Origin of the sequence: Acinetobacter sp. Q186-3 (genome assembly GCF_013420655.1) — a bacterium.
Classification (GTDB): Bacteria; Pseudomonadota; Gammaproteobacteria; order Pseudomonadales; family Moraxellaceae; genus Acinetobacter; species Acinetobacter indicus.
On sequence record NZ_VOXS01000012.1, the window covers coordinates 1 to 11,707 of the forward strand.

General features: G+C 45.9%; 15 protein-coding genes and 1 rRNA gene. 8 read left to right on the plus strand and 8 right to left on the minus strand.

What is annotated here, in order from left to right:
* Together rrf and FTT64_RS10490 are read left to right on the plus strand one after the other, a co-directional pair.
* Window positions 1–99: ribosomal RNA gene (gene rrf, locus FTT64_RS10485) — 5S ribosomal RNA — on the plus strand; the annotation flags it as partial.
* 265 nt (window positions 100–364) lie between these two features.
* On the plus strand, window positions 365–688 hold the full coding sequence (locus FTT64_RS10490; RefSeq protein WP_168384535.1) for an ankyrin repeat domain-containing protein: 324 nt from the start codon (window positions 365–367) through the stop codon (window positions 686–688).
* A gap of 69 nt (window positions 689–757) precedes the next feature.
* Here the strand turns inward: FTT64_RS10490 and FTT64_RS10495 are convergent, their stop codons facing one another.
* Together FTT64_RS10495 and FTT64_RS10500 are read right to left on the minus strand one after the other, a co-directional pair.
* On the minus strand, window positions 758–1,306 hold the full coding sequence (locus FTT64_RS10495; RefSeq protein ID WP_104471402.1) for a type 1 glutamine amidotransferase domain-containing protein: 549 nt from the start codon (window positions 1,304–1,306) through the stop codon (window positions 758–760).
* Between the two features lie 151 nt (window positions 1,307–1,457).
* Window positions 1,458–2,000: a lytic transglycosylase domain-containing protein gene (locus tag FTT64_RS10500; protein ID WP_005178276.1), complete on the minus strand. Its 543-nt coding sequence runs from the start codon at window positions 1,998–2,000 to the stop codon at window positions 1,458–1,460.
* A gap of 312 nt (window positions 2,001–2,312) precedes the next feature.
* Between FTT64_RS10500 and FTT64_RS10505 the strand changes: the two genes are divergently transcribed.
* Both FTT64_RS10505 and ybaK read left to right on the plus strand, forming a co-directional pair.
* Window positions 2,313–3,938: a Na/Pi cotransporter family protein gene (locus FTT64_RS10505; RefSeq protein WP_180182366.1), complete on the plus strand. Its 1,626-nt coding sequence runs from the start codon at window positions 2,313–2,315 to the stop codon at window positions 3,936–3,938.
* A gap of 75 nt (window positions 3,939–4,013) precedes the next feature.
* Window positions 4,014–4,484, plus strand: coding sequence for a Cys-tRNA(Pro) deacylase (gene ybaK, locus FTT64_RS10510; protein ID WP_005178272.1), 471 nt, complete (start codon window positions 4,014–4,016; stop codon window positions 4,482–4,484).
* Between the two features lie 33 nt (window positions 4,485–4,517).
* Here ybaK and FTT64_RS10515 read toward each other — a convergent pair whose 3' ends face one another.
* Together FTT64_RS10515 and FTT64_RS10520 are read right to left on the minus strand one after the other, a co-directional pair.
* A complete protein-coding gene (locus FTT64_RS10515; RefSeq protein WP_005178270.1) occupies window positions 4,518–5,210 on the minus strand; it encodes an LrgB family protein in 693 nt (230 codons plus the stop codon).
* Between the two features lies 1 nt (window position 5,211).
* Window positions 5,212–5,625 carry a CidA/LrgA family protein gene (locus FTT64_RS10520; protein WP_005178267.1) on the minus strand — a complete coding sequence of 138 codons (414 nt, stop codon included), beginning with the start codon at window positions 5,623–5,625 and terminating at the stop codon, window positions 5,212–5,214.
* Window positions 5,626–5,726: 101 nt separating this feature from the next.
* Between FTT64_RS10520 and FTT64_RS10525 the strand changes: the two genes are divergently transcribed.
* A complete protein-coding gene (locus FTT64_RS10525) occupies window positions 5,727–6,626 on the plus strand; it encodes a LysR family transcriptional regulator (protein ID WP_171294542.1) in 900 nt (299 codons plus the stop codon).
* Between the two features lie 79 nt (window positions 6,627–6,705).
* Here the strand turns inward: FTT64_RS10525 and FTT64_RS10530 are convergent, their stop codons facing one another.
* From FTT64_RS10530 to tusD, 4 genes are read right to left on the minus strand one after another with little or no spacing between them, the layout of a single operon-like run.
* Window positions 6,706–7,017 carry a TusE/DsrC/DsvC family sulfur relay protein gene (locus tag FTT64_RS10530; RefSeq protein WP_005178263.1) on the minus strand — a complete coding sequence of 104 codons (312 nt, stop codon included), beginning with the start codon at window positions 7,015–7,017 and terminating at the stop codon, window positions 6,706–6,708.
* A gap of 18 nt (window positions 7,018–7,035) precedes the next feature.
* The gene (locus FTT64_RS10535) at window positions 7,036–7,320 is read right to left on the minus strand and encodes a DsrH/TusB family sulfur metabolism protein (protein WP_016658053.1); all 285 of its coding nucleotides are present in this window, start codon (window positions 7,318–7,320) and stop codon (window positions 7,036–7,038) included.
* A gap of 17 nt (window positions 7,321–7,337) precedes the next feature.
* Entirely contained in the window at window positions 7,338–7,688 is a 351-nt protein-coding gene (locus tag FTT64_RS10540; RefSeq protein ID WP_005178260.1) for a hypothetical protein, read from the minus strand.
* A 43-nt stretch (window positions 7,689–7,731) separates the two neighbouring features.
* Window positions 7,732–8,100 carry a sulfurtransferase complex subunit TusD gene (gene tusD / locus FTT64_RS10545; RefSeq protein ID WP_005178259.1) on the minus strand — a complete coding sequence of 123 codons (369 nt, stop codon included), beginning with the start codon at window positions 8,098–8,100 and terminating at the stop codon, window positions 7,732–7,734.
* 71 nt (window positions 8,101–8,171) lie between these two features.
* Here tusD and FTT64_RS10550 point away from each other — a divergent pair, with 71 nt between their 5' ends.
* The 3 genes from FTT64_RS10550 to FTT64_RS10560 all read left to right on the plus strand — a co-directional run bounded on the left by FTT64_RS10550 (window position 8,172) and on the right by FTT64_RS10560 (window position 11,581).
* Window positions 8,172–9,179 (plus strand): SDR family NAD(P)-dependent oxidoreductase, encoded by a 1,008-nt coding sequence (locus FTT64_RS10550; protein WP_180182365.1) that lies wholly within the window; start codon window positions 8,172–8,174, stop codon window positions 9,177–9,179.
* Window positions 9,180–9,314: 135 nt separating this feature from the next.
* A complete protein-coding gene (gene fumC, locus FTT64_RS10555) occupies window positions 9,315–10,709 on the plus strand; it encodes a class II fumarate hydratase (RefSeq protein WP_016658056.1) in 1,395 nt (464 codons plus the stop codon).
* 419 nt (window positions 10,710–11,128) lie between these two features.
* Complete coding sequence (locus FTT64_RS10560) at window positions 11,129–11,581, plus strand: DUF2147 domain-containing protein (RefSeq protein ID WP_104487297.1); 453 nt, start codon at window positions 11,129–11,131, stop codon at window positions 11,579–11,581.
* Window positions 11,582–11,707 lie beyond the last annotated feature (126 nt).

Below are 11,707 nucleotides of genomic sequence, written 5' to 3' on the forward strand. Positions count from 1 at the left end.
AGAGTGAACCACCTGATCCCTTCCCGAACTCAGAAGTGAAACCTCTTAGCGCTGATGGTAGTGTGGGGTTACCCATGTGAGAGTAAGTCATCGCCAGCTCATTAATTCAAAATCCCCCTAGCTTAAACAGCAGGGGGATTTTTTTTATGGGTAAAATTTATCTGGGCTTCCTCATCTTGTTTAAGGTCGCTTTTGATTTTTTGCTGTTCCTTCCTGCTTCTATTTAAATAAATGCCTCATCAGCCAGCGCATAGAACCCAATTTTTATCTAAAAATTAAAGCTAACAATTTAAATCCATATATCCCCAGATTCAGCTAAAATCTTAAGATCAATATGATCAAATTACGATTCTAAGAGCACTTTATGAAACTGAATTCATTCTCTCCGATCCCTGAAGATGATGATGAGCTACATCTTCCTGAAATTGTATATTGGGCGTCACTGGGTGAGTTGGAGCAGGTACAGCAAGCCTTACAGCAAGGTGCAGATGCCAATGGTAGTGATGAGGAAGGCTATAGTGCCTTGCAGGCGGCGGCAGAAAATGATCATCTGGACGTGGTGAAACTGCTGATGAGCAAAGGGGCGGATATGGAGCATCGTAGTCCACATACAGCGCTGGAACTTGCTGAAATGGCAGGTAATGAGGAAGTGGTGGCCTATTTAAAGCGGCTCAAAGGGCTTGCTTAATTTCCCGATTCTGATAAAAGAAACCTCATCCGAAGATGAGGTTTCTTTTATGGAGGCGATTAAAAATCTTTAGGTTTCAGCTTCCAATTCTTGCACAATCGCCTGGTTAAATGCAGGAATATCATCCGGATTACGTGAGCTGATCAATACCCATCCACCGGTATTGCAGCGATGGACTTCTTCATCGACCCATTTCGCGCCGGCATTTTCCAGATCCAGCTTGATGGTTTTATAAGACGTCAGGTTTTTATCGCGAATCCGTTCGGCATTAATTAAAACCCACGGACCATGACAGATTGCGGCAATCAGTTTACCTTGATCGGTAAAGTGCTGGATGATTTTATGCGCTTCGGGGTTGATCCGCAGCGTATCGGCATTGACCGTTCCACCGGGAATGACCAGTGCATCATAATCTTCCGGATTGACCTTATCTAGCGTTGTTTCCGGTTCGGTGCTTAAGCCCGGTTCTTTATCGGCCTTGACCGTTTGAACTTCTTTTTGTTCTTCTGCTGCATGTATGGCTTCAATGCCTTTAGATTTCAAATATTCAAAGGGTTTGATCAGCTCATCCTGCTCCACACCCTGATTGGACGTAATGAATAATACTTTCTTTGGCATTTTCCCATCCTCGTTTCGTGAATTCTTTTGCTACGTTAACAACTGAGGCTCAAGGCACTGTACTGGTTTTGACGGGAATATGTAATTGCTTGGCAATGATGTAAAAAAAAGCCCCATCAGGAGCTTTTAAAAAACCGCAGGATAAAAAGGTTTATAGCGCGCCTTTTAAATCATTTTGGTGCTGTTTAACCTGTTTGGCATAACGTTTGCCTTGGCGTTTCATCTTCCAGCTGGAATGATAACCGGTAGGACCAACATTATAATAGGCTAGGGCTTTGGGCCAGCTGCCGGCTTTCGTGTTATAGCGATTTAAAATGTAAGAACCACATTGAATATTGGAAGATTCATCAAACAAATTACTGCCACAGCTTTGCTGCCAATAACGCGGAATGACTTGGGTTAAGCCCACCGCACCAGCCGGTGATACCACATGACTGCGATAGCTGGATTCCTGGCGAATCAGCGCGGCCAGTAACAGTGGATCAATTTCATAACGTTCTGCATGTTGCACAATCATCGGTGCAACACGGTTAGCGGTGTCAGGTGCAACCGAATAGGCTTTTTGGATCCCGACTGAAAGTTTAGCGGAACGTTTGGCAACGGAGCCGCCCCCTAAAGGTGAGCAGGCAATCAGGCTAAGAGCACTGAGGCCAATAAAAGAGGTTTTCAATAATAATGGGATGGTCAGTTTCATTTTAAAATCAGAAAAAAGCAGTGATGCTGCACCAGATTAGCCAGTGCTCGCGAATATGTTTAAGGATGTTAGTGAGCTGGGCGATATCCGTCAAGCCAACGGCGGCCTGGAACCGCCGCTGTTTTGTTAAGTTTTGGCTCCGATACTCCTTGTTTGAAATATCTTTAGAGTGCATTGGAAGATCATGTTTCTATTTATTGTGCTGTTCACGTTTAGGTCACTATGCAACTTTTAGGGTATAAAGCGGATTTCATCGCATAATCTCTTATATACTTAGATGGTTGAAAATAAAAATATTTATTGGGTAGTTACATGCTAGAAGTGATTGCACAGTTGTGTGGCGGGATCGGTTTATTCCTGATCGGAATGACCTTAATGACAGACAGTCTGAAAGAGATGGCCGGGGAGTCATTGCGTTTATGGCTGTCTAAATTTACAGGTTCACCGATTAAAGCCATTTTTTCTGGCATCGGCCTGACTTTGGCTGTGCAATCCTCAACGGCAACCACATTGGCCACCATTGGCTTTGTGAGTGCTGGTATTCTGACTTTTAGTCAGGCCATTGGTGTGATTATTGGCGCCAATATTGGCACCACCAGCACCGGTTGGATGGTGGCTTTTTTGGGGGTTAAATTTTCCATTGCCCATATTGCCTTGCCACTCATTGGGTTGGGGGCGATCTTTAAATTATTCAGCCGTGGGCGACTGTCTTTATTCGGTTTAACTATTGCCGGTTTTGGCCTGATTTTCTTTGGGATTGACTTGCTGCAGGTGGCAATGTCCGGTTTTGCCGAGCGGGTTGATTTATCGGTTTTTTCCAATAACTCTTTCACCACACAGTTGATTTTAGTGCTGGTCGGGCTGGTGATGACCGTGCTGCTGCAATCTTCCAGTGCAGCCATTACTGCGACCTTGGCCGCTTTAGCCAGTGGTGCGATTGATTTGTCCCAAGCCTTAGGTCTGGTGATTGGACAAAATATTGGTACGGTGGCGACCGCGATTCTGGCAGCCATGGGCTCGACTGCCAATGCCAAACGCACCGCAGCCGTGCATGTGGTGTTTAACGTGATTTCGGCCGTGTTGGCTTTTATCTTGCTGAAACCGGCTTTTTTGTGGCTGGCTGAACATTCACAGGTCGGTACTTGGGATGATGTGATTATTGTCGCTGCGTTTCATACCGCTTTTAGTGTGCTGGGAACCTTATTTTTATTGCCCTTTTTAAAACAGTTTGAACAGTTGATTGTCGGTTTAATTCCAGATCGTACCCCTTCAATTTTATGTTATCTGGATCAGGCCAGTTTTTCGGTGCCGGCTTTGGCAATTAATGCTGCTTCTAAAGTGATTTATTGGTCGATTGGGCATATCCTGATTTTACTGAAACGCGCGATTCAGGAAGGTCGTTTGCCCTCCAATAGCGAATTACAGCAGCTGGATGAAATCTTAAAACGAGTGCAGCAATATCTGGAAGATTTATCGGTCAGTGAAAATGAGCTGGATCAGCAGCGTTTAATGGCGATGCTGCGCCTGATGGTGTATTTACGCGTGCTGCGCAGTGATCTGGAAGCGGTGGAACATGCCGAGCATATCCGCACCCAGCCGACTATTTATCAGATGGGGCTGGATTATATTCATGTACTGGACAATCACTTTCAGTATGTCGATGAGTTTAACCGCCTGACCGAAGTGGCATCTTTAAATCGTGAGCTGTTAAACCTGAAACAATGGGTGGAAGAGCAGCGTGCCGAAGCGCGTGAAAAAGTGATTGAATATGCCACGGTGCAGCATCTGAGTGCGGCACGCAGTCTGGAATTACTGGCCGCACAGCGCTGGCTGGACCGTTTGATTGCGCATACCCAGCGTTTGGCCAATGTCTTGCAGGAAACCGAGAGCATGCTGGATGATGTGGAAAAGCTGAAATATCATACTGTCACTCAATAGCCTAAGCTATACAGTAATTAACTTCTGCAGCAGAAGCTTTTATACTGCGAGGAGGTTTATCACTGGGCAACTAAAATGACACCGGCCTGTAAAATTTTAAAATCCAATAAAATTGACTATAGTATTCATGAATATGAGCATGATCCGAACGCCAAAAGTTTTGGGCTGGAAGCAGCGGAAAAGCTGGGTTTAGCCCTGGCCGAAGTATTTAAAACCTTATTGGTAACTGATGATAAACAGTATTATGTGGCGATTTTGCCGGTGCATGTGCAGCTAAATTTAAAGAAAGTTGCTACTGCGGTGGGCTGTAAAAAACTGCATATGGCAGAGCCTAAAGATGCCGAACGTTTAACCGGTTATCTGGTTGGCGGAATTAGCCCGATTGGGCAGAAGAAACGTTTAAAAACCGTGATTGATCAGAGTGCGCAAAGTCTGGCAAAAATCTATGTCAGCGGTGGCAAACGTGGACTGGACATTGGTTTAAAGCCGGATGATCTGGCCCGGGTGTTAAATGCCCAGTTTGCCGATGTGGTGGATGAGTCTTAATCTGCACTGATTTTATTTTAGCAGCGGATTCAGTTATAAAAACCGGACTACGCCATGAATCAGGGCAGGTCCAAAAATCACCATAAATATGCCAGCCAGTACCATACTTAAGCAGGCGGCCACACCTTCTTCACGATGGCGCATAAAGGCTTTAGAAGTACCAAAACCATGCGCGGCATTACCTAAGGCTGCACCTTGAGCAAAATGTGAATTCAGTTTGAGTGCGAGTAAGACGGCATCTGCCATAAAACCGCCGGCAAAGCCGGTCATCATGGTGAACAGGATTACCAGTTCAACCGAGCCGCCCACCTGTGTACTTAACTCCATCGCAAAGGGTGTAGAGATAGAGCGCGCCATCAGGCTATATGTGGTTTCCTGATTTAGCTGAAACAGCTGCGCCAGATAAAAAGCACTGATAATGCCGACACACATACCGATCACAATACCCATGCTGATGGCCAGCAGATGGCGTTGAATCAGCGCGCGATATTCATAAATCGGAATGGCAAAAGCCACCGTGGCTGGCCCGAGCATCCAGACAATCCAGTGACTGTACTGCATATAGCTGTCATAGGAAATCCCGAAATAGAGCAGCATGCAGATTAATCCAGCCGGAACTAGAATGGAGGGTAAAAACAGCAGCACCGGATAACGACGATACAGCTGTTTGGCTGCGATATAGCCCAGCAGGGTGAAGATGAAGCACAGGCTTGCGATCAGGTTCATCTTAATCTCCTGACACATATGCGGTGTTGTTGGTATTTTTCCTGAGCCGCTGTTCCAGTTTAAAACCCCAGCACACACTATAGGCTGTGGCGACCATTACCGCACAGGTGCCGAGCGTAATCGAGAGTAGCAGTTGCCAGCCTTGGCTCAGCAGTAAGTCGAGATCATTGATAATACCGACCACACAGGGAATAAACAGCAGCATCAGCTCGGCCAGCATAAAATCGGCGCCTTGCTTGATCCATTGCAGTTGAAATATGCCACTTAACAGCGCCAGCAGTAACAGGATCAGGCCAATCACACCCGCTGAAACCGGCAGCTGGAATATCTGTTGGATCAGCGCACCGAGCCACCAGATCAGGATTAGCAGCGCAATTTGTATGCTGAGGACGGCAACACGGGAAAGTGACCACATCGCTGAATTACCCTAAAGGTTAAACACGACTGTATTTTAGATTTGACCTACCAAGATGATTATGAATAATGAAAAAATAATTATGCCTATTGGGAATGATGGTGGATTTAAAAAGCCTGAAAATACTGGTCAAGCTGGTGCAATTGCAAAGTTTTACCCGGACTGCAGATGCTTTGTGCCTGACCCAGCCCACAATTAGCAAGGCCATTCGGGGGCTGGAAGATGAGTTGGGCACTGCGCTGTTTCATAAAGGTGAAGCTGGGCGTAAACGTGAAGTGCAATTGACTTACCTGGGCGAGCAGATTTATCAGCATGCATTACAGATGCTGCAACAGGAGCAGGCAATTTATGATTCAGTGGCGGAAGTTCGTGCGCTAGAACGCGGTAAATTGACGCTGGGTTTGCCGCCCTTGGGTTCGGTGCTATTAAGCCGGCTAATTGCCAAGTTTCATCAGCAGTATCCAGCCATTGAACTGAGCTTTTTAGAGGTGGGCGCCAGCGGGATTGAAGCTGCTATTCTGGATAAACAGATTGATGTCGGGATTGTACTCGGCCATTTAAAACCGGTATTGGGCGGAATTCCAATTATGGATTCGCCACTGTGTTTGTTATCTGCCCGGAATTCTGCATGGCAGGGACGTGAAACGGTATCGTTGCTGGAACTGAAAGATGAGTCTTTTTTACTGTTTGCCGACAGCTTTACTTTAAACCAGATGATTTTGCAGGCCGCACAACAGCTGGGTTTTGAACCGAAGATTGTCTGTAAAAGCAGCCAGTGGGATTTTATTGCCAAAATGGTGGATTCCGGCGTGGGGATTGCGCTGTTGCCTCAGGTTTATTGTGAGCAGTTGCCTGCCGAGCGTTATCAGATCAGCCGTTTGTGCCAGCCTGAGCTGAACTGGACCTTGCGAATGGCCTGGAATACGACAGTCGCCATGAGTCCGGCCACCCGGGCCTGGTTAAGAATTATTGAAACGCATCCCGATCAGATTCATTTCTAAAGTAAGAATTAAAGGATTATCGTGTGAAATCAGATTCATCTACAGCGCTAAACCTCTGAACAGATGAATCTTCCTCCAATTACAGGCAATTCGCCGGTTTGGGAATACCGGCCAGACGACTTAAGTGCCGCGCCACCAGTCCGGTGTTAAAACGCTCTTGCAAGAGGGCATTGTTAATCTCAGGGCTGACCGTTTTCATCAGAAACTTGATTAACGGGCGGGTCGCCGGAGAATGACCAAACTGCTGATAAAACTGGCGCACAGCCTGCAAAATTTCAAAATGCCAATCTTCCAGTTCCAGCTCTAGGCTTTTGGCCAGCTCTTGCGCTACAGTTTCATTCCAGATGGTGTAATCGACCAAATGACCATCTTGGTCCAGTTCAAGATTCATAACACACTCAAAGCTTGTTTATTTTAAAGAGATACAACGGCTATAAGCCAGACACAGCTCGGCAAAGGTAGCATAGTTTAAACTGTGCAGATGGGCAGGCAATGGCTGGACCAGCAGCTCTAGATCATGCTCCAGTGCAAACAGGGTGCCGCATTGCTGACAAAATGGGTGATCAATGGCCAATACTGCATCACCCATCAGCACCACTGCATCGCCTTCACTATACAGACGTGAAACTTTGTCCAGCATGGCCGGGGTAGTATGGAAGCCGGATTGCAGCAGATATAAAGTATTTTGTGACATAACAGATTCCTTCCGGCTTACCAGTACAGCACGTGGTCAAAACGCTGGATAAAGTCCGCATTCAGTTCAATAAACTCGATTTCCTGCTGCGACTGGCTGACATAAGCTGAATGTTGATGCTGGTGTTCTACCAGAATCGGGCTTAAATCATAAAACTCAAAACTTTCGACCATATTCGAGGCCAGCTTGAAGGCGTGTTTGAGCTGGTCAAAAGCCAAATCGCTTTTGAGCAGACTTAGGGCAGCATCCTGTAATAACACTTTGACTTCACAGCCAAAAGTGGCCAGTACCATAGTCGCAGACAGGCTTTCATGTACCTGCTGGCTGCTTAAATTGGCCTGGCTTAAAATGACGAGTACAGTTTTCACACAATTTACCTTTTAAATGCAACAAATTCTCAAATAGAACCACTTAGAATTGAAGAAGGCGATCTGCAGATTGCACTGCATCGGCAAGTTCGCCCAGACCAACCAATTCAAAGCCCGCGGCTAAATTGTGTTGATGAAGTTGATGACGTTTGGCATTGTCCTGATCGGTAATCCCGCGTAACAGTGCCGCACTGACACAAACCGGCAAACGAATCGACAGTTTTTGCCATTCCGATTTTAACTGTCGCTGATCATCGGGTAGCCATTGTAAATCGTTAGCGACCATAACAGCGTCCTGATAGAAGAACACCCGGAAATCTTCATTCTTGCTCTGCAAGGCTTGAGCCAGACCCAACGCATGCCAGGCATGAATTGAGGTTGGCGCGGAGGTAATTAGTAATAAGGTACTCATCAAAATTCACTAATGAAATGTTCCCGCAACACAGGGGGCATTCAGACTTCATAAGAAAAAGGTAGTATACAATGATTTTAGTGACTGGTGGTTTAGGCTTTATAGGCTCGCATATTGCATTAAGTCTGATGGCTCAAGGGCAAGAAGTCATTATTGTCGACAATTTATCCAATGCCAATTTACAAACCTTAGAACGACTTGAATATATTTCGGGCATGTATGTGCCTTTTGCCAAAATTGATATTCGTAACACCCCGGCCTTAAATAAAGTCTTTGAACAGTATTCGGTCGATGCAGTGGTGCATACGGCCAGCTTTAAATCGCTGGAAGAATCGGTCCTGAAACCGCTTGAATATTATAATGATAATGTCAGCTGTATCATGAGTTTGCTGCGTGCCATGCAGCGTACCGGGGTACGTGTGCTGGCGCATTTATCCAGCTTAACCGTGTATGGTCAATCCAGCCTGCAACTGAAAGAAGATCTGCCATTTCAGTATGCCTATCCGAATCCGTATATCAAATCTCAGCAGATGGCTGAGGAAATTATTCAGGATACCTTTAAAATTGACAATGAATGGAAAATTGCCTTATTGCGTTTGGGTAATATTGCCGGTGCCTTTGAACATGGGGTACTGGGTGAGATGGTACCGCCACTGCCAAAAAATATTGTACCCCTGGCGATGCAGGTCGGGGCGCGGCAACGCGAATTTATCGAGCTGCGCAAGCAGGCCCAAACTGAAGACAAGACTGTAGAGCGTAGTTTCCTGCATGTACTGGATTGTTGTGAGGCCGTATCTTTAACCCTGCAATGGCTATTCCAGCAACAGCATGTTTGTGAAGCCTTTAATATTGCCGGCGAGGCGATTTCGATCCAGCAACTGTTAAATGAAATTTCGAGCGTCACCGGCACTGAAATTAAAACGGTCGATGCTGATGTATATCCCTATGCCGAACTGGATCAGGTCGCGGCCGATATTAGTAAAGCCAAAGAGGTACTGGGCTGGCAGCCGAAACGCTCGATTCAGCAGATGCTGGAAGATGAATGGCGCTTTTATCAGCACACCTTGCGCGGGCAATGATAAATTTAATCATGATAATAATTATCATTTACAATTTTATCCGCCTGACCTAAGATGACTATATTCGCCATAGCCGCTGCCTCAGGGCAGCGTTATAACAGCATTGAGAACAGCAAGAATAGATAGAGGTTGAGTATGCAAACACGTATCGAACACGACACCATGGGAGAAGTTGAAGTCCCGAGTGAGGCCATGTGGGGTGCACAGACTCAGCGCAGCTTACAGAATTTTAAAATCGGGCAGGAACGTTTACCTCGTCCCATGATTCGCGCCATGGGCTTAGTGAAAAAAGCCGCGGCCATGACCAATGCAGAACTGAACCAGATTCCTCAAGAGCTGTCGCACTATATTGTTGATGCAGCTGAAGAAGTGATTGAAGGCAAATGGGATAGCCAGTTTCCGCTGGTGGTGTGGCAGACCGGTTCGGGCACGCAAAGTAATATGAACTGTAATGAAGTGATTGCCAATATTGCCAACCAGAAACTTGGAAATCCGCTGGGCGCGCAAAAGCCGGTTCATCCGAATGACCATGTGAACCGCGCCCAATCAACCAACGATTCTTTCCCGACCGCGATTCATGTCGCCGCCAGTTTACAGATTAATGAGCTGTTAATTCCGGCAGTGACCCGTTTAAGAGATACCTTGCAGGCCAAAAGCGACGCCTTTGCCGATATTGTGAAAATTGGCCGTACCCATTTACAGGACGCAACGCCTTTAACCTTAGGGCAGGAATTTAGCGGCTATGTCTCGCAGCTCGATCATGGTTTGAAACGTTTGCATCAGGCCCTGGACGGTTTATATGAACTGCCGTTGGGCGGTACCGCTGTCGGTACCGGTTTAAATGCCCATCCGGACTATGCGGAAAAAGCCGCACAGCAACTGGCCAGCCTGACCGGTTTGGCTTTCGTTACTGCGCCGAACAAGTTTGAAGCTCTGGCTGGACGTGATGCTGCAGTATTTGCTTCCGGTGCCTTAAAAACTCTGGCCGTGAGCTTAAATAAAATTGCCAATGACATACGCTGGCTGGCCAGTGGGCCGCGCTGTGGTTTTGGTGAAATCCGCATTCCGGAAAATGAACCGGGTTCAAGCATTATGCCGGGCAAGGTCAATCCGACCCAGAGTGAAGCCATGACCATGGTGGTGGCGCAAGTGCTGGGTAATGATACGACAATTAATGTGGCTGGGGCTTCAGGGAATTTCGAGCTAAACGTATTTATGCCAGTGATTGCCTATAACCTGTTACAGTCGATTCAGTTATTGGGAGATGCCTGCAACAGCTTTAACGATCACTGCGCTGTCGGAATTGAGCCGAACCGTGACAAGATTGATCATTTCCTGCATAACTCGTTGATGTTGGTGACGGCACTGAATCCGGTAATTGGTTATGAAAATGCCGCCAAAGTCGCGAAAACGGCCTATAAAGAAGGGAAAACCTTAAAACAGGTGGCGGTGGAGCTGAATCTGGTCACTGCTGAACAGTTTGATGACGTGGTACGACCAGAAAATATGGTTTCACCGAATGCGAAATAAGTGTTGCATCTACCGGGATGGAAAAGTAGCAGCCATCCCGGTGGGCTAAAAAATCTTGCTTCATCACAACTATTTTTCCATCAGAACCTGTGCATGAAAGTGCAAAGTACCTATAAAAGAAAACCCAACATATGGATTGCTATATGCTGGGTTAGTTTGCGCTACTTAGTTATTACAGGCCATCTTCTCGTTTTTAATGACCTTGACTGCATCATAAGCCCTGAATGTGACAATAAAAAGAATTGCTAAAATTCTGGAAAAGAAATGTGAAGTATCTAGCAAAAATTGGATCTAAATACCACATAGATATTTAAAATTTATGAAATTATTATGATTTAATTTAGGAAAATGAATATAATTCAGGCCGCTGGGAAGCGTATCTCATTTCTTTATTGACTCTTTTGAAACTCTTTTTGCTTATGAATTTTAAATTATTGGGGGCTGCGGCTCTATTGGCGGGTTTAACCAAAACTGTAGTGGCAATGCCGTTTGATCCTTTAATCGGGACATGGAAAGTGATTGATGATCGAACCGGGTATTATGTGTCGGAAATTGTGATTCGTAAAAACTCCAAAACACAGCAGTATAGTGCAGTAGTGAGCAAGCATTATCCGGCGGCGGGAGCGGTGAATCCGGACGTTTGTGGCAAATGTGAAGGGGCTTTAAAGAACCAGCCGATTTTTGGTATGGAAGTGCTGAAAGGCATGACCGGCAACCATAAGCAGTTTAAGCAAGGTCAATGGCTGAATACCCAGGATGGCCGGACCTATACCATTGAAGCGCAATTGAATGATGCTAAAGACCAGATGAAAGTATTTGGTAAAGCGCAACAGAGCAATACAACCAGTGCCATGACCTGGAAAAAGCTCTAATGACCTCTGGTTGTTGAGCGGGTTCTAAAAACCATTTAACTTCGTGTTAGATGGTTTTTCTTTTTTAAGAATCTAAGAATTCAAAATATTTCAATTCCCCCATTTTTCTTCCTCTCAATTGAGTTG

Excerpts from the sequence above, each read along its gene's own strand:
- FTT64_RS10490 (WP_168384535.1), top strand. The coding sequence starts at position 365 with ATGAAACTGAATTCATTCTCTCCGATCCCTGAAGATGATGATGAGCTA.
- FTT64_RS10495 (WP_104471402.1), bottom strand. The coding sequence starts at position 1,306 with ATGCCAAAGAAAGTATTATTCATTACGTCCAATCAGGGTGTGGAGCAG.
- FTT64_RS10500 (WP_005178276.1), bottom strand. The coding sequence starts at position 2,000 with ATGAAACTGACCATCCCATTATTATTGAAAACCTCTTTTATTGGCCTC.
- FTT64_RS10505 (WP_180182366.1), top strand. The coding sequence starts at position 2,313 with ATGCTAGAAGTGATTGCACAGTTGTGTGGCGGGATCGGTTTATTCCTG.
- ybaK (WP_005178272.1), top strand. The coding sequence starts at position 4,014 with ATGACACCGGCCTGTAAAATTTTAAAATCCAATAAAATTGACTATAGT.
- FTT64_RS10515 (WP_005178270.1), bottom strand. The coding sequence starts at position 5,210 with ATGAACCTGATCGCAAGCCTGTGCTTCATCTTCACCCTGCTGGGCTAT.
- FTT64_RS10520 (WP_005178267.1), bottom strand. The coding sequence starts at position 5,625 with ATGTGGTCACTTTCCCGTGTTGCCGTCCTCAGCATACAAATTGCGCTG.
- FTT64_RS10530 (WP_005178263.1), bottom strand. The coding sequence starts at position 7,017 with ATGAATCTTGAACTGGACCAAGATGGTCATTTGGTCGATTACACCATC.
- FTT64_RS10535 (WP_016658053.1), bottom strand. The coding sequence starts at position 7,320 with ATGTCACAAAATACTTTATATCTGCTGCAATCCGGCTTCCATACTACC.
- tusD (WP_005178259.1), bottom strand. The coding sequence starts at position 8,100 with ATGAGTACCTTATTACTAATTACCTCCGCGCCAACCTCAATTCATGCC.
- FTT64_RS10550 (WP_180182365.1), top strand. The coding sequence starts at position 8,172 with ATGATTTTAGTGACTGGTGGTTTAGGCTTTATAGGCTCGCATATTGCA.
- fumC (WP_016658056.1), top strand. The coding sequence starts at position 9,315 with ATGCAAACACGTATCGAACACGACACCATGGGAGAAGTTGAAGTCCCG.
- FTT64_RS10560 (WP_104487297.1), top strand. The coding sequence starts at position 11,129 with ATGAATTTTAAATTATTGGGGGCTGCGGCTCTATTGGCGGGTTTAACC.